At 71.0% G+C, this 23,604-nt stretch carries 17 protein-coding genes; 9 read left to right on the forward strand and 8 right to left on the reverse strand.

Features of this window, described 5'->3' with window-relative positions; translation table 11 throughout:
• The first annotated feature begins 72 nt into the window (after positions 1-72).
• The 8 genes from ER308_RS00645 to ER308_RS00680 all read left to right on the forward strand — a co-directional run bounded on the left by ER308_RS00645 (position 73) and on the right by ER308_RS00680 (position 9,788).
• Positions 73-1,158, forward strand: coding sequence for a glycerate kinase (locus tag ER308_RS00645; protein ID WP_165491699.1), 1,086 nt, complete (start codon positions 73-75; stop codon positions 1,156-1,158).
• Between the two features lie 142 nt (positions 1,159-1,300).
• The gene (gene lpdA, locus ER308_RS00650; protein WP_131153224.1) at positions 1,301-2,707 is read left to right on the forward strand and encodes a dihydrolipoyl dehydrogenase; all 1,407 of its coding nucleotides are present in this window, start codon (positions 1,301-1,303) and stop codon (positions 2,705-2,707) included.
• Positions 2,708-2,808: 101 nt separating this feature from the next.
• Positions 2,809-4,500, forward strand: a complete 1,692-nt coding sequence (gene sucB, locus ER308_RS00655; protein ID WP_240732149.1) for a 2-oxoglutarate dehydrogenase, E2 component, dihydrolipoamide succinyltransferase — start codon at positions 2,809-2,811, stop codon at positions 4,498-4,500.
• A 48-nt stretch (positions 4,501-4,548) separates the two neighbouring features.
• Positions 4,549-5,238 carry a lipoyl(octanoyl) transferase LipB gene (gene lipB, locus ER308_RS00660; RefSeq protein ID WP_131153226.1) on the forward strand — a complete coding sequence of 230 codons (690 nt, stop codon included), beginning with the start codon at positions 4,549-4,551 and terminating at the stop codon, positions 5,236-5,238.
• Positions 5,239-5,324: 86 nt separating this feature from the next.
• A complete protein-coding gene (gene lipA, locus ER308_RS00665) occupies positions 5,325-6,287 on the forward strand; it encodes a lipoyl synthase (RefSeq protein ID WP_205745808.1) in 963 nt (320 codons plus the stop codon).
• Between the two features lie 108 nt (positions 6,288-6,395).
• The gene (locus tag ER308_RS00670) at positions 6,396-7,538 is read left to right on the forward strand and encodes a mechanosensitive ion channel family protein (RefSeq protein WP_131153228.1); all 1,143 of its coding nucleotides are present in this window, start codon (positions 6,396-6,398) and stop codon (positions 7,536-7,538) included.
• A 197-nt stretch (positions 7,539-7,735) separates the two neighbouring features.
• Positions 7,736-9,133, forward strand: coding sequence for a type I glutamate--ammonia ligase (gene glnA / locus ER308_RS00675; RefSeq protein WP_131156833.1), 1,398 nt, complete (start codon positions 7,736-7,738; stop codon positions 9,131-9,133).
• A gap of 229 nt (positions 9,134-9,362) precedes the next feature.
• Positions 9,363-9,788, forward strand: a complete 426-nt coding sequence (locus ER308_RS00680) for a hypothetical protein (protein ID WP_131153229.1) — start codon at positions 9,363-9,365, stop codon at positions 9,786-9,788.
• Between the two features lie 111 nt (positions 9,789-9,899).
• On the opposite strand, the gene ER308_RS00685 is transcribed toward ER308_RS00680, so the two are convergent.
• From ER308_RS00685 to ER308_RS00715, 7 genes are all read right to left on the reverse strand, one after another.
• Complete coding sequence (locus ER308_RS00685) at positions 9,900-11,648, reverse strand: gamma-glutamyltransferase family protein (RefSeq protein ID WP_131153230.1); 1,749 nt, start codon at positions 11,646-11,648, stop codon at positions 9,900-9,902.
• On the reverse strand, positions 11,645-12,793 hold the full coding sequence (locus ER308_RS00690; protein ID WP_131153231.1) for a CapA family protein: 1,149 nt from the start codon (positions 12,791-12,793) through the stop codon (positions 11,645-11,647). Before ER308_RS00690 ends, ER308_RS00685 begins: the two co-directional genes overlap by 4 nt.
• A 60-nt stretch (positions 12,794-12,853) precedes the next feature.
• A complete protein-coding gene (gene pgsC, locus ER308_RS00695; protein ID WP_131153232.1) occupies positions 12,854-13,309 on the reverse strand; it encodes a poly-gamma-glutamate biosynthesis protein PgsC in 456 nt (151 codons plus the stop codon).
• On the reverse strand, positions 13,310-14,533 hold the full coding sequence (gene pgsB / locus ER308_RS00700; protein WP_131153233.1) for a poly-gamma-glutamate synthase PgsB: 1,224 nt from the start codon (positions 14,531-14,533) through the stop codon (positions 13,310-13,312).
• Between the two features lie 70 nt (positions 14,534-14,603).
• Positions 14,604-17,609 (reverse strand): bifunctional [glutamine synthetase] adenylyltransferase/[glutamine synthetase]-adenylyl-L-tyrosine phosphorylase, encoded by a 3,006-nt coding sequence (locus tag ER308_RS00705; protein ID WP_131153234.1) that lies wholly within the window; start codon positions 17,607-17,609, stop codon positions 14,604-14,606.
• 23 nt (positions 17,610-17,632) lie between these two features.
• A complete protein-coding gene (locus tag ER308_RS00710) occupies positions 17,633-18,958 on the reverse strand; it encodes a glutamine synthetase family protein (RefSeq protein WP_131153235.1) in 1,326 nt (441 codons plus the stop codon).
• Between the two features lie 100 nt (positions 18,959-19,058).
• A complete protein-coding gene (locus tag ER308_RS00715) occupies positions 19,059-20,420 on the reverse strand; it encodes an ammonium transporter (RefSeq protein ID WP_205745809.1) in 1,362 nt (453 codons plus the stop codon).
• A 203-nt stretch (positions 20,421-20,623) separates the two neighbouring features.
• On the opposite strand from ER308_RS00715, the gene ER308_RS00720 reads away from it, so the two are divergent.
• Positions 20,624-22,318 carry an NAD+ synthase gene (locus tag ER308_RS00720; protein ID WP_131153236.1) on the forward strand — a complete coding sequence of 565 codons (1,695 nt, stop codon included), beginning with the start codon at positions 20,624-20,626 and terminating at the stop codon, positions 22,316-22,318.
• Here ER308_RS00720 and ER308_RS00725 read toward each other — a convergent pair.
• Positions 22,296-23,441: an EAL domain-containing protein gene (locus tag ER308_RS00725; protein WP_131153237.1), complete on the reverse strand. Its 1,146-nt coding sequence runs from the start codon at positions 23,439-23,441 to the stop codon at positions 22,296-22,298. The genes ER308_RS00720 and ER308_RS00725 overlap by 23 nt on opposite strands.
• Positions 23,442-23,604: the final 163 nt, after the last annotated feature.

Consider the following 23,604-nt stretch of genomic DNA (forward strand, 5'->3'; position numbering starts at 1 on the left):
CCGCGTGGGACCCGCGAGCGACGCGGGAACGCCCGGGCAAGGCCGCGTGACCGGACGATCGAGGAGCCGTACGTGCGTGTCGTCGTCGCCCCGGACAAGTTCGCCGGCACCTTGTCGGCCCGAGAGGCCGCCGAGGCCGTGGCCCGCGGATGGCGACGGGCACGACCCGACGACGAGCTGGCGCTCATCCCGACCGCCGACGGCGGCGAGGGCACGCTCGACGTCGTCGCGGACGCGGTGAGCGGCGTGCGGGTCCACGAGGCCGAGGTGGTGGACGCCACCGGGCACGCGCGCACCGCACGCTGGGTGGCGCTGCCGAGCGGGCCGGCGCTGGTGGAGGGGGCCGAGGCGTGCGGCCTCGCGCACGTGTCCCCCGAGCACCGCGACCCGCGCTGGGCGACGAGCTACGGCGTCGGGCAGTTGATCCGGACGGCCACGGACTCCGGAGTCACCCGCATCGTCGTCACGCTCGGGGGAACCGCCACCGTCGACGGCGGCGCCGGCGCGGTGCTCGCACTCGGCCACCGCCTGCGCCGCCCGGACGGCAACGGGGTGAAGGTCGGGGCCCTCCCGCTCCTCGACCTCGCCACGATCGAGCCCGCGCCCGCCCTCGAGGTCCCGGTGACCGCGGCGGTGGACGTCGCGAACCCGCTCCTCGGCCCCGACGGCGCCGTTGCGGTGTTCGCCCCGCAGAAGGGCGCGAGCCCCGAGGACCTGCCCCGCCTCGAGGAGGCACTGACCCGGTTCGCCGACGTCGTCGAGGGCACGCTCCCCGGTGGGCCGTGGAGGGAAGTGCCCGGCGCCGGCGCCGCCGGCGGCCTCGGTTTCGCGCTCGCGGCGTTCTGCGACGCCCGGCTCGAGGGCGGCGCGGCTGCCGTCGCCGCGCTCACCGGACTCGACCGCGCGCTCGACCACGCCGACGTGGTCGTGACCGGCGAGGGCCGTTTGGACGCCCAGACCAGACACAGCAAGGCACCCGGCTGGGTCCGCGACCGGGCCCACGCCGCCGGGGCCCGGGCCCTCGCGATCGCCGGGCAGATCCTCGAGGACGCGGGCGCGGCCTTCGATGACGCGGCGGATCTGGGCCCGCACGGGTTCGAGCGCGCGGCGGAGCTCGTGGCCGAGCGCGCCGCGGAACTCGCCGGCCGCCTCCCCTGACGGCGCCCGCTAGGATGCGGGGCGCAGGCGCGAGCCGCCCACCGTTGGGGCACGGGGTGAGGCCGTGCGCGGCGCGCAAGGGCGGCCCCTGACCGCGACCGACCCTGACCGTGACCGACCCTCACCGAGAGCAGGAGCTGCGATGGCCGACACCTACGACCTGATCGTCCTCGGCGGCGGAACCGGTGGCTATTCGACCGCCCTGCGCGCCGCACAACTCGGCATGCACGTCGCCCTGGTCGAGAAGGACAAGGTGGGCGGGACCTGCCTGCACTGGGGCTGCATCCCCACCAAGGCGTTCCTGCAGGCCGCCGAAGTGGCCGAGCACGCCCAGAAGTCCGACGAGTTCGGGGTGCGGGCCACCTTCGAAGCCGTGGAGATGGCGGCGGTCCTCGAGTACAAGAAGGGCATCGTCGACGCGAACCACAAGGGCCTGCAGATGACGCTCAAGGCCCGCGGCGTCGAGACGATCGCCGGCACCGGACACCTCTCCGACCACGCCACGGTCACGGTCCGCACCGACGAGGGCGAGCGCACCCTGCGGGCCAACCGCGGGGTGGTGCTCGCGACCGGATCCGTGCCGCGCCAACTGCCGATCGAGGGCGCCGAGACCGACGGCGAGCGGGTGATCGACAGCGATCACGCGCTCTACCTCGACTACGTGCCGAATCGTCCGGTCATCATCGGCGCTGGCGCGATCGGCGTGGAGTTCGCCTCGGTCTGGAACGCCTTCGGCTCCGAGCAGGTCACGCTGATCGAGGCACTCGACGGTGTCGTGCCGAACGAGGACGTCGACACCCAGAAGGAGCTCGGCAAGCAGCTGAAGCGCCGCGGCATGACCGCGCACACCGGCGCCAAGGTCAACGCCGTCGAGAAGGGCCAGGACGGCGTGCGGGTCACGTTCGAGGGGGCGAAGGGCGAGGAGACCGTCGAGGGCGACGTGCTCATGGTCGCGATCGGCCGCCGACCGATCACCGAGGGCTTGGGCTACGAGGAGGCGGGGGTCCGCCTCGACCGCGGGTTCGTCCAGATCGATGAGTACGCCCGCACGGGCCCCGAGGGCCTCTACGCGGTCGGCGACATCCTGCCCCCCTACACCCTGGGGCTCGCGCACTCGTCGTTCCAGGAGGGGTTCCTGGTCGCCGAGCAGGCCGCCGAGCTGCCGGTGGTGCCCATCGACTACGCCGGCGTCCCGCGCGTCACGTACTCACATCCCGAGGTCGGAAGCGTCGGCTACAACGAGCAGGAACTGACCGAGCGGGGGGTGGCGTTCGAGAAGACGACCTACCCGTTCAGCCACAACGGTCGCGCGATGATGATGAAGGAGAGCGGGCACGTGAAGGTGCTCGCCGTGAAGGACGGCGGCCGGGTGCTCGGCGTGCACATCGTCGGGCCCAAGGCCACCGACCTCATCGCCGAGGGACAGCTCATCTACAACTGGGAAGCCTTGCCCACCGAGGTGGGGCAGTTCATTCACCCGCACCCGACCCTGTCGGAGGCGGTTGGGGAGGCCCACCTCGCGATCGCCGGCAAGGCCCTGCACGGCTGATCCGCAAGCCGCGAACGGCGGTGACGCCACCAACCGGCGAGGCGAAGGAGACCGTGGACGTGGCCGACGGGACGCGACGCAGACCCAACGCCCCACCCGGTGTGCGCGAGCCGCGACGCCGCCGACGGGGCGGCTCGCCGGAGGAGCCACGGCGCCGACGTCGCGGCGTCGCCCCGAGCGACGACACGCCCGAACCGCAGCCACCCGACGCAGAGCCCGCGACACCGGCCGAGGACGACACGGACGAGCCCGCGCCCGCGGCTCAGCCGCCGCCCGGAGAGGGCGCCGCCGTGGAGCCGTCCGAGCCCGCACCAGCCGAGAGGAGCACCGCCGTGGCCACCGAAGTCACCCTTCCACAGCTCGGTGAGTCCGTCACCGAGGGCACGATCACGTCCTGGCTCGTGAGCGAGGGCGACCAGGTCGAGGCCGACCAGCCCCTGTTCGAGCTGAGCTCCGACAAGATCGACACCGAGGTGCCCGCACCCGCCAGCGGCGTCCTCCAGGAGATCAAGGTGGCCGTCGACGAGACCGTCGAGGTCGGGACGGTGGTGGCCGTCATCGGCGGCGGCGACGGTGCCGAGGGTGGCGGCGCGACGACGCAGGAGGCCCCCGAGGAGCGGGGCCCCGCCGAGGAGGCCGAGGAGCGAGGCCCGGCCGAGGAACCGGCCGAGGAACCGGCCACCGAGGAGTCGACCCGCCAGCCCGAGCCGGCCCAGGAGGCCGCGGCATCCCAGGAGGCCGCGGCCTCCCAGGAGGCTGCGCCCGCGCAGGCGGGGACCTCGACCTCACGGGATGGCGAGGCGGTGACGGACGGCACCCCGATGTCGCCGATCGTGCGCCGCCTGATCCGCGAGCACGACCTCGACCCCTCACAGATCCCCGCGTCCGGCCAGGGCGGGCGGATCACCCGCGAGGACGTGGAGTCGGTGATCTCCGGTCAGGCCACCTCGACCGAGCCGGCCCCCAGCCAGCCCGCCCCGAGCGAGCCGGCCCCCGCGGCCCAACCGGCTGCCGCACCCGCCGCCGAGTCCGCCCAGCCCGCACAACCCGCCGCCGCCCCGACCAGCGGGGAGCGGGAGCGCCTCGAGGACCTGTCCCGCGTGCGGCAGCGGATCGCGGCCAAGATGAAGGAGTCGCTGGCCAACACCGCACAGCTCACGACGGTCCAAGAAGCCGACATGACGCGGATCATGAACCTGCGTGAGCAGTACAAGGACACCTTCCGCGCCCACGAGGGCGTGTCGCTGTCGCCCTTCGTGTTCCTCGCCCGCGCGGCGGTCCTCGCGCTCAAGCGCCACCCGTACATGAACGCCCAGGCCGACTGGCAGGCCGGCAAGGTCAAGCTGCGGGACTACGTGAACCTGGGTCTCGCGGTGGACACCGAGAAGGGACTGCTCGTCCCCAACGTCAAGGGCGCCGACGACCTGACGTTGCCGGCCCTCGCGCGCGCGATCAACACCGCCGCCGACAAGGCCCGTGGCAAGGGCAAGCTCGAGATGCAGGACATCGAGGGCGGCACCTTCACGGTGACGAACACCGGCAGCCGCGGCGTGCTGCTCGACACGCCGATCCTGAACTACCCCGAGGTCGGCATCCTCGGCACCGGCGCGATCCAGCAGCGCCCGGTGGTCGTCCACGACGACGCGGGACCCTCGATCGGGATCCGGCACATGGTGTATCTGTGCCTCACCTACGACCACCAGCTGATCGACGGGGCCGACGCCGCCCGCTACGTGACCGACGTCAAGGAAGTCGTCGAGACCCACGACTGGGCGGGCGAGATCGGCTACTAGTCAGCTGCGCGCCCGGAACCGTCGGTGACGCCGGACAGGACGACCAGCATGCTCGCGGTCTGGTGCGGAGAGGTGCCCTACGAGGACGCGCTGCGGTGGCAGCGTCAGCTCGTGACGGCACGCGCGGCGGACGAGATCGACGACGTGGTGCTCGTGCTCACGCACGACCCCGTCTACACGGCGGGGCGGCGGGCCGATGTCGCCGCCCACGTCCTCGGTCGCCGCAACATCCGCCTCGTGGAGGTCGAGCGGGGCGGCGACGTCACGTACCACGGCCCGGGGCAGATCGTCTGCTACCCGATCCGCAAGCTCCCGCACGCGAAGGCGGTGCGCTCGCACGTCGAAGCGCTCGAGCGGGCCTGCGCGGAGACCGCGCGCAGCTACGGCGTGCAGGCTCGGGCGTCGCACGAACTGGACGATGACGCCCCCATCGGCGTCTGGGTGGCTCGCGACAAGCTGGCCGCGATCGGCGTCGCCGTCGATGGGCGGGTGACCAGCCACGGACTCGCGCTGAACGTCGACCCGGACCTCAGCCACTACCTGGGCATCGTCGCGTGCGGGCTCGGTGACCGCGGCGTGACCTCGCTCGTCGCGCAGGGCGTGGACACCCACGTCGACGAGGTCCGCCGACGGCTGGTGCCGCGACTCGGCGAGGCCCTCGGCGTGTCGCTCCAGCCGGCTCGACCGAGCGACCTCGGCCTCACGCTCGACCGCGAGCCGGCACACAGCAAGCCCTGAGCCCGGCACGTGACGATCGCCCGTTGCCGACCCGCGCCGAATGCCGACCATAGGATGGCCGATCCGACCCGATGGAGGAGTCGCCGGTGACCACGTCGCTGATCCCCGAGGGCGCCACGCGCCTGACCGTCGTGGGCAAACCACAGATCCCCGAGCGCAAGCCGAAGTGGCTGAAGCGCGACACCCCGCTCGCGGGGGCGAACTATCGTGAGATCAAGCGAACGATGCGGGATCTCGACCTCCACACGGTCTGCGAGGAGGCGGACTGCCCCAACATCCACGAGTGCTGGGAGAACCGCGAAGCGACGTTCCTGATCGGTGGCCCCGATTGCACGCGCCGCTGCGGTTTCTGCGAGATCGCGACCGGCAAGCCCAAGGAGTACGACACCGAGGAGCCGGTGCGGGTCGCCGAGGCCGTCGAGGCGATGGGCCTGCACTTCGCGGTCGTGACCGGCGTCGCCCGCGACGACCTGTCGGACAAGGCCGCGTGGCTCTACGCCGAGACGTGCCGCCAGATCAAGCAGCGCCTCCCCCACTGCGGGGTCGAGTTGCTCATCGACGACTTCCGCGGCGATCCCGATCTGCTGCAGCTCGTCCTCGATGCCGAACCCGAGGTCCTCGCGCACAATCTCGAGACCCCCAGGCGCCTGTTCCGCCACGTGCGGCCCGCCTTCGACTACGACGGCAGCCTCGAGCTCCTGCGTGGCGCGAAGGAACGATCGAACAGCGCGACCAAGTCCAACCTCATGCTCGGCATGGGCGAGACCGAGGAGGAGGTGATCGAGGCGATGCGCGACCTCGCCGGGGTCGGCTGCGACATCCTCACGGTCAACCAGTACCTGCAGCCAACGCACAAGCACCTCGCCCTGCAGCGCTACGTGACCCCCGAGGAGTTCGAACGCTACCGCGCGGTCGGCGCCGAGCTGGGTTTCGCCCACGTCGAGTCCGGACCGCTCGTGCGGTCGTCCTACCGAGCGGGCGAGCAGGCCATCAGCGCGGGCGTGTGGCGCCGTCCGAGCGGCTCGCTCCCCAGCCCGGTCGACGCCTAGACCCACGCACCGCCCCCGACGCCACCGTTTCCGACCACCGGACACGGTCGCACGAGGGGCCGCTCGCTAGGCTGCGCGGTCGCATCCCACCGACCCGAGGACCGTGTCATGCTCAGCCCAGTGGCAGGGATGGCCGCGAACGCCCTGCTCGCTACCAGCCCAGGGGAGGCGGCCGCCGAGGCCGGCGGTGCGGTGTACGAGTTCGTGCTCGACCTCACCGACCGCAGCGGCATCGCCCAGCTCGCGCAAACCATCGTCCCGCCGGCGCTGCGGATCGTGCTGATCCTGGCGATCGCGTACTTCGCCCACCGGGTCGTCCGGCGCTTCATCAAACGCACCACCCGCCGCATCGCGGCCGGGGACGGGCTCGGCCGGCTCGGCACGCTCCGCAACCGGGCACCGCTTGCGGACACCACGCCGATGGACCTGGGTCGCGCGACCCTGCGGGCCGAGACGATCGGTGGTGTGCTGCGCAGCCTCGCCGGCGCGGCGATCTGGGCGATCGCGATCTTCATGATCCTTGGGGAGTTCGACATCAACCTCGGCCCGCTGATCGCGGGCGCCGGCGTGGTCGGCGTCGCCCTCGGCTTCGGCGCCCAGAAGCTCGTGCAGGACTTCCTCGCCGGGACCTTCATGCTGATCGAGGACCAGTACGGCCTCGGGGACATCGTCGATGCGGGCGAGGCCATCGGGGTGATCGAAGGCATCACGCTGCGCACGACCCGCGTCCGCGACATCCACGGGACCGTCTGGCACATCCCGAACGGGACCATCACACGGATCGGGAACATGAGCCAGCAGTGGGCCCAGAGCCTGCTCGACATCGGGGTCGCCTACAACACGGACATCCCCAAGGCGATGCACGTGATCAAGGGCGTCGCCGACGAGCTCTGGCGTGACGAGGAGTGGCGCGTGCTCCTCGTCGAGGAGCCCGAGGTCTGGGGCGTGCAGGACTTCGGGCCCAGCGAGATCCTGATCCGCCTCGTGGTGAAGACGCAGCCCGGCAAGCAGTGGGGCGTCGAACGGGAGATCCGCAAGCGCCTCAAGGCCACCTTCGACAGCGAGGGCATCGAGATCCCGTTCCCGCAGCGTACGATCTGGACCCGCACCGACGAGGAGCACGTGGGGCCCATCACCCGCCGCGCCCCGTCGAGTGCAGCGGCCTACCGCAGCTCGCCAACGCCGCAGGACGAGGACGCGATGCTCCCCGACCACGACCAGTCGGCCCACGACCAGTCGGAGTCAGACTGAGCATCCGAACGCCCTCCGCGAGCGCTCCGGCACTCCCGTAACGGGTCGGAAACAAGGGGGTAATGGCCGCGACAAGCCGGGCCCGTAGTCTCCGCTTGCGACGGCGGTCAGGTGGTTCGCCCCCTGACCCCAACGGCGGCCCGTGCGGAACGCCAGTGACACGAAAGGAGCGCAAGTTGGGGAGCTCAGACGAGATCATGGGCCGGGTGCAGAGCGAGGGGGTCGAGTTCGTCGACTTCCGGTTCTGCGACCTGCCCGGCCTGATGCAGCACTTCACGATCCCGGCCCATGCGCTGGGCGAGGACGCATTCAGCGAGGGCCTCGGTTTCGACGGCTCGTCCGTGCGCGGGTTCCAGGAGATCCAGGAATCCGACATGGTGCTCGTCGCGGATCCGACGACCGCCGCGATCGACCCGTTCCGCCAGCACAAGACGCTGGTGATGAACTGCTTCGTCAAGGACCCCGTGACGGGTGAGAGCTACACCCGCGACCCCCGCTACGTGGCCCAGAAGGCGGAGCAGTACCTGACCGGGAGCGGCGTCGCCGACACCGCCTACTTCGGGCCCGAGGCGGAGTTCTTCGTCTTCGACGACATCCGCTTCGACACGACGCCAGGGCACAGTTACTACTACATCGACTCGGTCGAGGCGCCGTGGAACACCGGCAAGAACGAAGAGCCCAACCTCGGCTACAAGCCGCGACACAAGCAGGGCTACTTCCCGGTCCCGCCCATGGACCACTTCCAGGACCTGCGCAGCGAGATGACGCTGGAACTCGAGCGCGCGGGCGTGGAGGTGGAGCTCCAGCACCACGAGGTCGGTAGCGCCGGCCAGGCCGAGATCGACATCAAGTTCGACAGCCTGCTCGCGATGGCCGACAAGACGATGATGTTCAAGTACATCGTCAAGAACGTCGCCCGGCGCAACGGGCGCAGCGCGACGTTCCTGCCCAAGCCGATCTTCGAGGACAACGGCTCGGGGATGCACACCCACCAGTCGTTGTGGAAGAACGGTGAGCCCCTGTTCTTCGACGAGGCCGGCTACGCTCAGCTGTCGGACACCGCGCGGTACTACATCGGCGGACTGCTCGCCCACGCACCCAGCGTGCTGGCCTTCAGCAACCCCACCACGAACTCGTACCGCCGCCTGGTGCCCGGCTACGAGGCGCCGGTCAACCTGGTGTACAGCCAGCGCAACCGGTCGGCGGCCTGCCGCATCCCGCTGATCAGCCGGAGCCCGAAGGCCAAGCGGATCGAGTTCCGCGTCCCGGATCCCTCCTGCAACCCGTACCTCGCGTTCAGCGCGATGCTGATGGCGGGCCTCGACGGGGTGAAGAACAAGATCGAGCCCCCGGACCCGGTCGACAAGGACATCTACGACCTGCCGCGATCCGAGCTCGAGAACCTACCGGCCGTGCCGGAGAGCCTCGAGCAGGCGCTGTCGGCGCTGGAGGCGGACCACGAGTTCTTGCTCGAGGGTGGCGTCTTCACCGAGGACCTGATCGAGACCTACCTCGAGTACAAGTACGACGAGGAGGTGCAGCAGGTGCGTCTGCGCCCGCACCCCTACGAGTTCCACCTCTACTATGACCTGTAAGGCACCGCGGTAGGACACCGGGACCTGGTCGGGGCCGCCCACGGGTGGCCCCCGACGCGTGTTCACCGGCACACGTGCCCGCCGCCCCCAGGGGTAACCCGCGCCGGAGACGGGCATCCTCCGAGGGCGATCGGGGACTCGGCGGATCGGGTCCTGCTCGGTCGCGGGTATCCCCGTCGTGACAGGTGAACGCCTCGTCCGAAACGAGCCAGGAAGGGGGTGAGCCCCCATGGACCGCATGAAGCTGCTCGGCGGCGTCGTCGGCGGTCTGACCGGCGGCGTCGTGTTCGGAGTGATCCTGCAAGCCCGTGGGACCATCGCCACGGTGGGTAACCTCGTCGGCAACGAGGGGGTCGGGGTCGGCTGGCTGACCCTGCTGATCGTCACCGGCGTCCTCGGCCTCGTGTACGCCGTGACCTTCGGGCGTCTGGAGCACAGCTGGGGGCGCGGAGCGCTCCTCGGGCTCGCACACGGTGTGATCTGGTGGATCCTCGGTGTGCTGCTCATCCAGCCCGCCATCACCGGGGGCGAGTTCTTCGTCTTCGGTGAGGCGGCGTGGTTCAACCTCCTCGGCTACCTGATCTACGGCGCGATCACCGGACTGGTGACCAACGCCGCGACCCAGTGGGCCGCCGAGCCCGTGCCCAGTGGCTGAGGGGCAACCAACCCGCACCAGTGACGTCCCGCGCCCGGCGGATTCCGCCGGGCGCGGTCTCGTCGGTGCGGACCGTACCGGCTCGCGGCGGGATCCGGCGTCGCCGAGCGGTCAGTCCCCCACGGCACGCCACGAGCCGGTGCGGCGATCGTCGGCAACGCCACTGACGTCGCCGGTGCCGGGGTCGCGCGAGAGCGCCTGGACCGCGCCGAAGTACTCGGTGAACGGCACGTCGTCCACGATCTCGTAGCCCCGCGAGACAAGCCCGTCCTCGAGGTCGCCGGACGGCGACTCCTCCATCTCCAGCTCGCGGCCCTCCAGGTGGAACCGGGGCGCCTCGGTGGCCTCCGCCAGCGTCTCGTCGTGGTGGGCCCATCGGATCAACACCTGCGCGAGCATGCTCGGGATCCTGCGACCGCCCGGCGAGCCGAGACCGAGGAGGGGCTCGTCGCCGTCGGCGACGATCACCGGGGTGATGAAGCTGCGAGGGCGTTTCCCGGGCTCCACCGAATTGATTGACTCGGGATCCCGGGAGAAGTTCTTGAGCTGGTCGTTGAGGAAGAAGCCCTCGACCTGCAGGCCCGAGCCGAAGAAGTTGCTCAGGGTGTTCGTGACCGAGACCATCGTCCCGTCGGGATCGACGACCACGAGATGGGTCGTCTCCGACTCGGGGGACGTCGTGCCCGTCTCCTCGTCGACCTCGACGAACCCGTCGTCCGGGATCGCCGCGGCCTTCTCGTCGGTGTACTCCGTGTCGAGCAGCTCTTCGAGGGGCACGTCCTCGAAGGCGGGGTCGGAGACGAAGACCGTGCGGTCCTCCTCCGCGCTGCGCCAGGCCTGGGCGACGGCGTGATGATAGGCCGCCCCCTCGGGATCGAGATCCTCGACCCCGAGTGCCTCGCTGATCTGCAGCTGCTGCACCAACGGCGGACCGGAGACGGGCGGACCCCCGGCCAGGACCTCGTACCCAGCGAACGAGCCTCGCGCGACCGGCACCTCTTCGACCTCGTACGGCTCGAAGTCGCCCAGTTCGAGACCACTTACCTCCTCGGCGACGCGCTCGCCGATCTCACCCCCGTGGATCGCTTCGGGACCCTCATCGCGCACCCGCTGGAGTGCTTCGGCGTGCTCCGGCTGCACCAGCGCGTCCCCGCTCTCGAGCGGCTCGCCTTCGGGGAACATCCGTGGCAGCCGATTGATCGGCAGGCGCGGGGCGGCGTCCTCCAGCCGCTGAGCGAGGTAGTCGTCGACCTCGATGCCCTGCTCGGCGAGGGCGATCGCCGGCTCGATCAGCCGCTCGAGGTCGCCCGTGCCGTGAGCCTCGTGCACGTGGGCCATGCCCGCTGCGAAGCCCGGGACGCCGATGTCGGACGCCGGGATCTCTCCGCTCTGCGGCGCGATCTCTCGATAGTCGTACGCCTGCGGCTCCTCCCCGGGCTCGTGGCGCACGAGCGCTCCCCCGCCGCCGAGGCCCGAGCCGAACGGTTCGACGACCCCCAGGGCGTACGAGGCGGCCACCGCGGCGTCCATCGCGTTCCCGCCGTCCTCGAGCACGTCCATGCCCACGTCGACCGCCAACGGATGGCCCGCACTGACCCCGTACGTGGTGTCCCCGGAGGAGGTCGTCTCCGCAGGCGCATCCTCCTCCCCGTCACCCTCGTCGACCCCGTCACCCGCCTCCTCGTCGGAGGGACGCACCGGCTCGAGATCCGCATCGATCTCCCCCTCGACGACGTCGACCTCCTCCCCGAGCAGCTCGGCGCGCTCCTCGGCCCTGCGCGGCTGCTCGTAGATCGCCACGCCGATCAGGCCGGCGACGACCACGACGCCCAGGACGACGTTGATCCAACGGTTCGTCACGGGCCGGTCCCCTCGCCTTCGTCCGTCGCCTGCTCCAGAACATGGCCGTGGTCGATCTCGGCGACCAGTGCATCTCCCGCGCGTTCCCAGTCAAGATCCCCGGCGAGCTGATCGTGGATGCGCGCGCGGCGATAGGGGCGGTCGATCCCCGAGAGCGGGCGCGGTGTCGCCTCCCGGATGTACATCGGCTCCAAAACGACCCGAGCGACACCGTCCCGCCCCAGCTCGTAGCGCGCCACCGCCGTCTCCCGGGTGCGTGTCCACCCCTGGTCGAACACGAAGTTGCCGAGGCTGTAGAGGACCAGGGTGTCGTCGATGGTCTCGACCGGCATGAGCACGTGCGGATGATGGCCGACCACCACGTCGGCGCCGGCTTGTGCGGCCACTTCGGCGAGATCCCGTTGATCGGCGTTCGGTCCGAAGTCGTACTCCTCGCCCCAGTGGAACTGGGCGATCACCAGATCCGCCTCGCTGCGGGCGCGCTCGATCGCGGGGACGACCGCATCCGGGTCCGCGGACCGCACCCCGCCCTGGAACGCCCGCGCGACGAAGCCCTCGACGAAGACATCGGTGAACGAGAGCGTCGCCACGGTGAGATCGCCGAACTCCTGGTAGAGGATGTCGCTGGCATCGTCGAGGTCCTCCCCCGCTCCGACGTGGTCGAGGCCGATCTCGTCGAGCGCAGCGATCGTGTCGGCCAGGCCCGGCAGACCGTGATCCATGGTGTGGTTGTTCGCGAGCGTCAGCGTCGTGAAGCCCGCCTCGTCGAGCGCTTCGAGCGGCGCCGGTCCCGTGCGCAAGTGGATCAGCTTGTCCGCCTCGGGTAGATCGTCGCGTTCGCTCACGACCTGCTCCAGGTTCCCCGACACGTAGTCCGCGTCCAGATACGGGGCCGCCGGTTCGAGCGGGGCCTCGGGACCCTGCCGCCTGGTGACCTCCTCGACGTGGCGCCCGAACATGAGGTCGCCGACCATCGCGGCCGAGAACACGGTCTCCGCGCGGGCTCCGTCCTGACCGGCCCCGGGATCGGGTTGGTCCGCATCGGCCACCTCGGGAGGGTCTCCGAGCAGGACGAGGATCCCGAGCACGACCACCGCACCGAGGATGCAGTCGCGCGTGGCGGTCCCACGGTGTCGTCGGATCATGCGCTGTAGCCGGGATCGCAGCCCGACACGCGCCGACGTGGCTTCGTCCGACACCGAGCGCTACCCGAGCACCACGCCGAGGGCCCACACGATCAGGAACGTGAGACCCGAGAGCAACAACGTGGAGAAGAGCGTGTGCGGCACGCCCTGGCGGTGGATCGCGTTCGCGATCAGCCCGGGCACGATGACACCGATGCCGCGGAACTCGTAGACCTCGAAGGGCATCGTCGGGTACAGGGCATCGAAGGCCAGCTTCAGCAGGATGCCCACCGAGAGCATGGCGACGAACCGTCGGCGGCCGTACAGGATCACCACCCGCTCCACCCCGCGCTCGACGATCAGGAACGCGAGGAACGACAGCAGCAGCACGGCGGACACGAACACGACCTGGTCGAAGATCAGCGCCAGGTAGCCGGGGACCACGAGCCCGGCCGGGATCACGCCGGTGCGCTCGGCGTAGAGGAGGCTCAGCACCACCCCCACGACCAGGGACACGTAAAGCTCGGTTCCGAACATCTAGCCGCTCGTTCCTGCTCGCTGACCGACCGCGTGCTGCTCGAGGCCTCGGACGATCTCCACGCCGCCACCATGCAGATTGCCGACGCCGAGCAACACCCGATCGGTCAGCAAGGGCAGGAGGGCCTCCACGACCCGATTCGGTGCCAGGTCAGTGTAGTCGCGCACCTCGTGTACCCGGAGGTCGCCGTGCTCGACCGCCCGGAGCACCGGCTGGGTGGCCGATCCGGTCACGACGAGGGTGTCGATCGGCAGATGCCCCAACACCTCCTCCACGAACTGCCGGGTCCGGCCGATGCGATCGCCGCGGCAGTTCATGATCGTCACGAGCCCGTCGGAGGCGTGGCCGCGGTCCAGAACGTGTTGCCACACCGCCAGGGACGAGGTGGGGTCGTTCGCACCGAATGCATTGACGAACAGCGCGGGACGCTCGGGGTCGCCGACCGGGAGAAGTCGTGTCGCGAGCGGGTCCACGGGAGCGGCGCGCATGCCAAGCAGTGCCGCGTCGGCCGGGATTCCCAGCACGTCGGCGAGCGCGAGCACCAGAGCGACGTGCTCGGCGAACACGAGGTGCTCGAACCCGCGCAGGACGGCGGGATCCACGGCCTCGGGGTCGGCCGTCACGACCGTGTTGCCGCGGGCTCGCGCCGCCGATCGCAGGGCGTCGGCATGCGGTCCCGGGGCGATCACGACGGTGCCGCGATCGGGCATCGCGTCCCCGAAGGCGGCCGCGACGTCCGCGGTCGTGGGGCCCATCTCCTCGAGATGATCGCCGAGCACGTTGGTGACGACGAGGACGTTCGCCGCCGTCAGCTCGTCCACGAAGCTGCGCTGGTAATCCGGGTTGATCGCCATGACCTCGGCGACGAGTGCGTCCGCTCCCAGGTCCGCCGCGCGACGGACGACCCCCAACTGCTCGCCCACGTTCGGCCCTTCCGGGCGCCGGTGGATGGGTTCCTCCTCGCCCTCCCACGCGCGGAGAAGGCGCGGCTCGGACCCGGTGGTCTTCCCGAGCGTCCGGAAGCCACCGGCGTCGAGCGCGCCGGTCGCCAGACGCACGACAGTCGACTTGCCCCTGCTCCCGTTCACCGCGACACGCACTTCGACCGCGCCCAGGCGCGCCCGATGTCGGCGCCGCTCCACGATGCCCGCAACGAGCAGGAGCAGAGCCGCGCACAGTGCCGCCAGGAAGACGACGTCGTCAGAGGTCCCGAAAGGTGTCATCTCTCCAGAGCGCGGCCGGGTCGTCGGGGCAGCCGCGCGGGCCGAGGGCCGTTGTCCGTATACCCGCTCGTTAGCCAGCGTAGAAGCGACGCTCGTGGATTTTCCGGACCCGACGCATGGCACGCCCCACGTCCTCGGTCAACGCCTGGCCGCCCGGCGCCTCGTAGCCCAGCATGCGCGCGACGTGATCGAGTTGGCCGGGACCGGTCGGCAGGAGGCCGGTCTCGCGGTGGCCAGCCAGGTACAGCGCGTTGCGGATCCTCGCGAGCTGCCGCCACCCGTCGCGCAGCCACGCGGCCTCCCGGGCCTCCAGGATCACCTCGCGTTCGAGCGCGTCGAGCGCGGGCAGTGTACCGGGCACCCGCAGCGACTCGTGCGTTCCTCCGTGGCGCAACTGCAGCAGCTGCGCCGTCCATTCGGCGTCCGCCAAGCCGCCGGGGCCGAGTTTCAGGTCCGTGCGGTCACCCCGGCGCACCCCGATCCCGCGACGTCCGCCCGCGCGCTCCCGTTCCACCCGCGCCTTCATCTGCCGGATGGCCTGTTCCCGAGCCGACGACGGCTCGACGGGGTAGACCAGGGGGGTCAGGGCCTCGAGGACGCGGGCGGACAGCGAGGCGTCGCCGGCGACGTGCCGGGCTTGCGTGAGTGCCTGGAACTCCCAGGAGTCCGCCCACTGTCGGTAGTACGTGACCGTCGAGTCGGGTGTTCGCGCGATCGGCCCGTCGCGGCCCTCCGGCCGCAGCCCGAGGTCGACCTCGAACGCGAAGCCCTCGCGGGTGATCTCCGAGAGCGAACGCACGAGTCCGTCGGCGACCTCGAGCGCCTCGGCGCGCGCCTCGGCCGGCTCGAACACGAGGATGACGTCGAGGTCGCTCGCGTAGCCGATCTCCCCCCCACCGAGCTTGCCCATCCCGATGACCGCGAAGGAGATCGGGAGCTCACCCGTCGCGAGCGTCACGCCCGCGTCGAGGGAAGCCTCGGCGAGCGCGGTCAGCTGACCGGCCACGGCGGCGAGGTCGGCGCGGCCGAGGAGGTCGGCCACCGCCGTGCGTGCGATCTCGCGGCGTTTCAACCGGCGGAGGCTGTCGGATGCCCGAGCTGCCTCCTCACCGCGACGCAACAGACCCTGCGCCTGCCGCTGCAGGTCCTCCGCGCCGGGCAACTCGGGCCCGTCGAGGCCGGGCAGGAGCTCCGGCTGGCGCGCGAGCCACTCCCCGACCAGGCGCGACTGCCCGAGGACCCGCGCGAGGACGTCCCCGACGGGCGGGTTGTCCTGCAGGGTGCGCAGGAACTGCGGCGTCTTCTCCAGCCGCTCGGCCAGTTCCCGGAAGGCCGAGAGCCCCCCGTCCGGATCGGGCGCCTCGGCGAACGTCGCGAGCATGCCCGGCAGCAGGGCGCGCAACAACCGTGCTCGGCGCGACACGCCACCCGCCAGGGCCTCGAGGTCGCGCAGCGCCCGCTCGGGGACGGCGAAGCCGAGCGCGGCCAGCCGTTCGATCGCGGCCTGGTGCCCGAGCTCGCTCTCGGCACCGTCGACGACGAGCTGGTCGCTGGCCGAGAGCTCCGCGAAGCGACCGAGGAGCGGACGGTAGAACAGCTTCTCGTGGAGGCGCCGCACGTAGCTCTGCACCCGCGCGTACTCGCGGTCGAACTGGCTCGCGGCCGTCTCGGCCCGGATGTCACGGAACCCGCACGCCCGTGCCAGACGGTCACGGCGCGCCTCGTCCTGCGGCACCACGTGGGTTCGCCTCAGGCCGCGCAACTGCAGCCGGTGCTCGACCGTGCGAAGGAACTGGTAGGCGTCGCCGAACAGGTTCGCGTCGCCCTCGTCGACGTAGCCGTGATCGGCGAGGCTGGCCAACGCCTCCAGGGTGTTGGGGCTCCGCAGCGCGGGGTCGTGGCGCCCGTGGACGAGTTGCAGGAGCTGGACCGCGAACTCGATGTCCCGGATCCCACCGGGTGCCAGCTTGACCTCCCGGCTGCCCGCCTTCTGGACCGCGGCACTCTCCTCCACCGAGGTCTTCATGGCCTGGATCTCGCCGATCGCATCCCGCTCGCGCCGGTCGGGCCAGACGTACGGGGCCGTGAGCTCGGCGAACGCCCGCCCCAGCTCGGGATCCCCCGCCACGGGACGCGCCTTGAGCAGCGCCTGGTACTCCCAGGTGTGCGCCCACCGGTCGTAGTACGCCCGATAGGCGTCGAGCGTGCGCGAGAGCGGACCGTCGCGCCCTTCGGGGCGCAGGTTGGCGTCGACGTCGTAGACCTGGCCGTCGGCGGTGCGCTCGCGCAGCAGGGCGAGGAAGCGCCGACAGACGCGGGTCGCCGCGTCCCCGTCGCCCTCGTGCACGAACATGACGTCCACGTCGGAGACGTAGTTGAGCTCGCGTCCGCCGAGCTTACCCATGCCGATCACCGCGACCCGGACGTCCTCGTCCCGCTGTGCCCGGTCGAGAGCGGCTCGCAGGAGGCCGGCCGCCAGGTCGGCGAGCTCCGCGCTGGCGGAGGGCGTGTCCGCGAGACCGATCAGGTCGCGTGCGGCGATGCGCAGGAGCCCGAGCCGCTGGACGCGCGCCAAGCCGGCTGCGGCCCCCTCGTCGTCCTGGCCGGCCAGTGCCTGGTTCGCCCGCTGGCGGACGCGCTCAACCAGGTCGGGATCGAGCACACCCGCCAGGAGCTCCAACACCTCGGGATGGGTGATGGCCACGTCGACGAGCGCGTCGCTGACCGCGGCGAGAGCCGCGAGCCGGGCGATAAGGTGCGGGTCCCCGCGCACGGCCGCCACGCCGTAGGTCTCGACGATCCGCACGAGCCCGCGCAGGGCCGGGGCCGGCGCGGGCGCCGTGGTCAACGCGTCGACCACGGCCGGCGCGGTCCACCCCCGGTCGTCCTCCCACACCGGCCCGTCCGCCGTCCAGACACCGAGCGTCGAGAGCGACTGGGCGCCCTCCTCCCTGGACACGCCGATCCGCGCGAAGAGCGCGGAGGTGGGGTCGCGCGTGCTCCGTGCCGGGTCCGTCCGCTCCTCCGCGGCGTTCGCCGGGAGGTGGGCCGGGGACCCTGCCCCGGGCTCGGCCATCGGCTCGCCTTACGTGCTGCCGGTCACAGCATCGGCAGGTACTTGTCGATCTCGAACGGCGTGACCTGGGCGCGGTACTGCTCCCACTCGGTGTGCTTGTTGCGGAGGAAGAAGTCGAAGACGTGCTCGCCCAGTGCTTCAGCGACCAGCTCCGAGTCCTCCATCACGTGCAGCGCCTCACCGAGGTTGTGCGGCAGCCGGTCGATCCCCGCCGCGGCCCGCTCCGCCTGGGTCATCTCGTAGATGTTGTCCTCGGCCTCGGCGGGCAGCTCGTAGCCCTTCTCGATGCCGCGCAGGCCGGCGGCCAGGATCAGGCTGAACGCGAGATAGGGGTTGCACGCGGGATCGGGCGCCCGGAACTCCACGCGGGCGGACGCCCCCTTGTGGGGCTTGTACATGGGGATGCGGATCAGCGAAGAGCGGTTGTGACGGCCCCACGAGACGTAGACCGGCGCCTCGAAGCCGGGCACCAACCGCTTGTAGCTGTTCACCCACTGACAGCACACGGCGGTGATCTCACGCGCGTGCGCGAGCACGCCCGCGACGAACTTCTTGCCGATGTCGGACAGGTGGTGGGGGTCGCTCGGGTCGTAGAAAGCGTTCGTGTCGCCGTCGAACATCGACACGTGCGTGTGCATGGCCGAGCCCCAGTGCTCGGCGAGAGGCTTCGGCATGAAGGTCGCGTAGATCCCCCGCCGCATCGCCACCTCTTTGAGCACGAGGCGGTAGGTCATCACGTTGTCGGCCATCGCGAGCGCGTCCGCGTACCGCAGGTCGATCTCGTGCTGGCTGGGGGCGACCTCGTGGTGGCTGTACTCCACCGAGATGCCCATCGCCTCGAGGGTCTGGATCGCCTGGCGCCGGAAGTCCGACTGCACGTCCAGCGGCGTGAGATCGAAGTACCCGCCCTGGTCGAGCGGCGTCGGGTCGTCGGGCCCGTTGAAGAGGAAGAACTCCATCTCGGGATGGACGTAGAAGCTGAAGCCCATGTCCCCCGCTCGGGCGAGGTTGCGACGCAGCACGTGACGCGGGTCCGCGGCGAACGGCTCGCCCTCGGGGGTCTGGATGTCGCAGAACATGCGGGCGACGCCGGCCTCCTCACCCCGCCACGGCAGGACCTGGAAGGTCGAGGCGTCCGGCACCGCGAGCATGTCGGACTCCTGGACCCGCGCGAAGCCGTCAACGGCGCTGCCGTCGAACCCGATGCCCTCCGCGAACGCACCCTCGATCTCGCTCGAGGTGATCGCCACCGACTTGAGCATTCCGAGCACGTCGGTGAACCAGAGGCGCACGAAGCGGATGTCCCGCTCCTCGACGGTGCGGAGCACGTACTCCTGCTGCTTGTCCACGGCGCTCCCCCTCTCGATCGTGACCGCGATCCTAGCGGTCGGACCCGAGGCCTCGGGACCGCGACGCCACGAGTGGCCGGCGGCGGACGGCGGGGAGCACCTACTCGGTGTTGCCGGCGAGGGCGCCTTCCGGATAGCCGGCCATGCCGTGCTCGTGGACGTCGAGGCCCTCCTCCTCCAGGGCGCCGTCGTCGACCCGCAGGAGCCCGGCCGACTTGAGCGCGTAGCAGACGACCGCGGTCATCAACGCGACGAACACGGTCACCGCGACGGTCCCGATGATCGCCCAAGAGGCCAGATCGAAGCCACCGCCGTAGAACAACCCTCCGTCGACCGCGTAGAACCCGACCCACCAGGTCCCGAGAACACCGCAGACGCCGTGCACGCTGAAGGCGCCGACGGCGTCGTCGACTCCCATCCGCTCGACGAGCGGCACCGCGATCGAGACGAGGATGCCCGCGACGAGCCCCACGAGGATCGCGGCGTACGGCTCCACGAGGTCCGCACCGGCGGTGATCCCGACGAGGCCGGCCAGCAGGCCGTTGCCGGTCATCGACACGTCCGTCTTCCCGCCCGAGCGGATCGCCGAAATCACCGCGGCGGTGATCGCCCCCGCGCTGGCCGCGAGCGCCGTGGTCAGCAGGACCGGGCCGATCTCGAGGAACAGGGGGCCGTCGATCGTGTCGGGATCCGGCAACACCGAGCCCCCGTTGAACCCGAACCAGCCGAAGAAGAGCAGGAACACGCCCAGGATCGCGAGTGGCGAGGAGTGCCCCGGCGTGATCCGCGCCTTGCCCCGATCGTCGTACTTCCCGGGCCGCGGGCCGAGGATCGCGGCCGCGGTGATGGCCGCCACGCCCCCGGTGAGGTGAACGATCGTGGACCCGGCGAAGTCGACGAAGCCACCCTCCTCGAGCCAGCCACCGCCCCAACCCCAGTGCCCCACGACCGGGTAGATCACGGCGGTCATCACGAGCGTGAGGACCATGAAGCCCCAGAGGTTCATCCGCCCCGCGACCGCGCCGGACACGATCGTCGCGGCGGTCGCCGCGAACACGGCGTCGAACATGAACTCGCTCGACAGGAACGCGAAGTCGCCCAGCTCCGCTCCGTACGTGCCCGGGACGATGAAGAACTCGTTGGTCCCGAACAGCCCTCCGGCGCTCACGCCGTAGTGCAAGCCCCAGCCGACGGCGAAGTAGGCGATGAACGTGATGGAGATCACCATCATGTTCTTCATCATGATGTTCGCGGCGTTGTTCGAGGCCGTGAGACCGGCCTCGAGCATCGAGAAGCCCGGATGCATCAGGAAGACCAGCACCATCACCAGCAGGTAGAAGGTCACCGTGGTCTCTGTGTGCACGTCGAGCGCGTCCTGCGCGAGCGCGGGCGCAGCCATGGCGATCAGCAAGCCCGCCAGCAGCGCTCCCACGACGAGCACGCGTCGTGTCGTTCGCCTCATCCTCGTTGCCTCCCCTCATAGCTGGGCCCTCGCCGAGCGTGGGCCGTCGACCGTCCCGGCGAGCGCAAGCTAGGCAGGGGCTGCTGCAGGGCCGTCACCAGGACGTTTCCTCCCGGTAAAACCTGGAGCTGTCTCGACACGCGCACGCATGCTGCGCGATCCTGGCCCCGCCCCCGAACGGACCCGGCCCGAAGGAAACCGCGATGCGCGTGGCCCTCTGCCAGTTCAACCCGACCGTCGGCGACCTCGGGGGCAACCTCGCCGCGTTGCTGGGGGGATATCGGCGGGCGGTCGACGCGGGCGCCGATCTCGTGGTCACCGGCGAGCTCGGCCTCACCGGATACCCGCCCGAGGACCTGGTCACCAAGCCCGCCTTCGTCCGCGCCACGGCGCGCGGGCTCGAGGAGCTCGCCGCTTCAACCGGCTCCGTGACGCTGGTGGTCGGTTTCGTCGAGGACGTGCAGGGCGAGGACGAGACCACGGTCGACACGGTGATGAGCGAGGCCGAGACGACCCGCACGCTGGCCAACGCTGCCGCAGTGCTGCGCGACGGTCGGATCGTGGACGTGTACCGCAAGCAGCGCATCCCCAACTACGGCGTGTTCGACGAGGCCCGCTACTTCCAGCCCGGATCCGGGACCCTCCTGCTGGAGGTCCCCAGCCACGGAACCCGGTCGTGCCGCGTCGGCGTCACCATCTGCGAGGACCTCTGGGGGGACGGCGGACCGTTGCCCGCCACCGCCGCCGCCGGCGCGGACGTCCTGCTCAGCTTGAACGCGAGCCCCTACCAGCGGGGCAAGCGCGAACAGCGCGAACACTGGGCCGTGCATCACGCTCGGTCGACGGGGACGTGGCTAGTCTACTGCAACCTGGTCGGCGGCCAGGACGAGGTGGTGTTCGACGGGGACTCGTTCGTGGTCGCACCCGACGGCGCCGTCACCGCCCGGGGTGCGCAGTTCACCGAGGACATCGTGCTGACCGAGGTCGGGCCGGCGGCGTCCGCGGTCCCCACGACCGCCACGCGGCTCGAGCCCGAGACGGCCATCTACGACGCCCTGGTCCTCGGCACCCGCGACTACCTGGGCAAGAACGGCTTCGCCGACGCGATCGTCGGCGTGTCCGGTGGGATCGATTCCGCGCTCGCCGCCGCGATCGCCGTCGACGCCCTGGGACCCGCTCGGGTGACGTGCGTCGCGATGCCCTCGCCGTACAGCTCGCAAGGCTCCCTGGAGGACGCCGAGGCGCTGGCCTCGCTCCTTGGCACCCCCTATCGGGTCCTGCCGATCGAGGGCCCCATGAAGGCCTTCGAGGAGGCCCTCGCGCCCGTGTTCGCCGGCACAGAGCCCGACGTCGCCGAGGAGAACCTGCAGAGCCGCATCCGTGGCGCCCTGCTCATGGCGCAGTCGAACAAGTTCGGCGCCCTGCTGCTCGCGGCGGGCAACAAGAGCGAGTACGCGGTCGGCTACGCGACCCTCTACGGCGACATGGCCGGGGGCCTCGCTGTCCTCAAGGACGTGGACAAGACCACGGTCTGGGCACTCGCACGGCGCCGCAACGGTGGTCGTCGAGAGGGTTGGCTGGGTCCGGACGGTCCGGCGATCCCCGAGCGTTCGATCACGAAGCCCCCGTCGGCCGAGCTACGGCCGGACCAGCAGGACACGGACTCACTCCCGCCGTACGAGGTCCTCGACCCGGTGCTGCGCGGCTACGTGGAGGAGGCGCGCTCAGTCGACGAGCTCGTCGCCGACGGCTTCGACCGCCACGTCGTGCGCGAGGTCGCCCGCCTCGTCGACGGTGCGGAGTACAAGCGCCGTCAGGCGCCGCCCGGGATCAAGGTCACCGCGCGGGCCTTCGGCCGCGATCGACGCTGGCCGATCACGCAGGCGTGGCCCGGCTGAACGACCCCATGTCCTGCACGTCCCCCCGGCCACCCGACTCACGTGGTCGGTGCAGCGGCGCGGTCTCGCCCTCACCGAGGCGCCCCGCGAGCGATAGCGGGGGCTCCAGCGCGAGCGGCCCCGGCGGCCGCAGATAGTAACCCTGGCCGTACCGCACGCCGAGGAACCGCAGGGCGTCGAGCTCGCGTCCGGTCTCGATGCCCTCCGCGACCACTTCGGCGTCGATCGCGGACGCGAACGACCGGAGGCTGAAGCCCAGGGCGCGCAGGAACGAGTCCGAGTCGATGTCACTGGTGAGCGTCGTGTCGAGCTTGACGATGTCCGGAGCCAGCCGCAGCACGTGCCGCATGCTGGCGAAGCCCGATCCCGTGTCGTCGACGGCGAGCCGCGCACCCCGCGCGCGCAGTCGGTCCACGGCAGCGTTCAGGGCGGCGTAGTCGCTGACCTCGGCGTGCTCGGTGATCTCGAGTACCAGCCGATCGACGGGCACGTCGGCCAACGCACGGGCGAGCTCGTCGCTGGCGGCCGCTGCGGGGCTGACGTTCACCGATAGGTAGGCCGACGCGGGGAGCTGATCCAGAACCTCGACGGCACGGCGGACGGCGAGCACCTCCAGGGGGATCCCGAGCCCCAGGGTGGCGGCATGCGCGAACCAGACGTCCGGCGGGTTCTGTGGAGGCTCGGGGAAGCGCGAGAGCGCCTCCACACCGACCACGTCCCCGGTGGCCAGGTCGACGATCGGCTGGTAGACGATCCGCAGGTGGCCCCGCTCGAGGACGGTGCGGATCCCCGCCTCACACTCCCGGTCCACGGTCGTGACGTCGATCGCCTCGGCCAGTTCGCCGTCGACGAACCGCGCGATGAGCCGGACGATCCGCTCGGTGTCGGAACTCAGGCGGGCACGCCGGTCGGGCGCGATCGACAGCCACGCCCGTAGCCGCCCGTCCGGGTAGCAGAGCCGCAGGAGCCGCCCGTGCTCGGGCCGCCGTGGCTCGGCGTGCGGGGGGAGCAATTGCACGTCGGCATCGAGCTCCTCGCCCGCCAGGGCGAGGAGCCGAGCAAGCGAGGAGGTCGTGCCAACCGCCCACGGGACGCCGCGGGCGTGCGGGGAAGGTGATGGCATGTGCTCACTCGTCGATACGATCGGGGGCGACCCACACGGGCATTGCCTGACCCGTCGGCGGGCCGCGCACGGAACTTAAGCCGCCGTTCCCGGGTGCTCATCCGACCGCCTCACGGCGGTCACCGCCCACCCGTTGCCTGCACCGTACACATGGCCACCCGGC

It is taken from the genome of Egibacter rhizosphaerae (assembly GCF_004322855.1).
Lineage (GTDB): Bacteria > Actinomycetota > Nitriliruptoria > Euzebyales > Egibacteraceae > Egibacter > Egibacter rhizosphaerae.

Bases quoted from the DNA above. Each gene is read 5' to 3' on its own strand.
- lpdA (WP_131153224.1), top strand. From the start codon at position 1,301: ATGGCCGACACCTACGACCTGATCGTCCTCGGCGGCGGAACCGGTGGC.
- lipB (WP_131153226.1), top strand. From the start codon at position 4,549: ATGCTCGCGGTCTGGTGCGGAGAGGTGCCCTACGAGGACGCGCTGCGG.
- ER308_RS00670 (WP_131153228.1), top strand. From the start codon at position 6,396: ATGCTCAGCCCAGTGGCAGGGATGGCCGCGAACGCCCTGCTCGCTACC.
- glnA (WP_131156833.1), top strand. From the start codon at position 7,736: ATGGGCCGGGTGCAGAGCGAGGGGGTCGAGTTCGTCGACTTCCGGTTC.
- ER308_RS00680 (WP_131153229.1), top strand. From the start codon at position 9,363: ATGGACCGCATGAAGCTGCTCGGCGGCGTCGTCGGCGGTCTGACCGGC.
- ER308_RS00690 (WP_131153231.1), bottom strand. From the start codon at position 12,793: ATGATCCGACGACACCGTGGGACCGCCACGCGCGACTGCATCCTCGGT.
- pgsC (WP_131153232.1), bottom strand. From the start codon at position 13,309: ATGTTCGGAACCGAGCTTTACGTGTCCCTGGTCGTGGGGGTGGTGCTG.
- pgsB (WP_131153233.1), bottom strand. From the start codon at position 14,533: ATGACACCTTTCGGGACCTCTGACGACGTCGTCTTCCTGGCGGCACTG.
- ER308_RS00705 (WP_131153234.1), bottom strand. From the start codon at position 17,609: ATGGCCGAGCCCGGGGCAGGGTCCCCGGCCCACCTCCCGGCGAACGCC.
- ER308_RS00715 (WP_205745809.1), bottom strand. From the start codon at position 20,420: ATGAGGCGAACGACACGACGCGTGCTCGTCGTGGGAGCGCTGCTGGCG.
- ER308_RS00720 (WP_131153236.1), top strand. From the start codon at position 20,624: ATGCGCGTGGCCCTCTGCCAGTTCAACCCGACCGTCGGCGACCTCGGG.
- ER308_RS00725 (WP_131153237.1), bottom strand. From the start codon at position 23,441: ATGCCATCACCTTCCCCGCACGCCCGCGGCGTCCCGTGGGCGGTTGGC.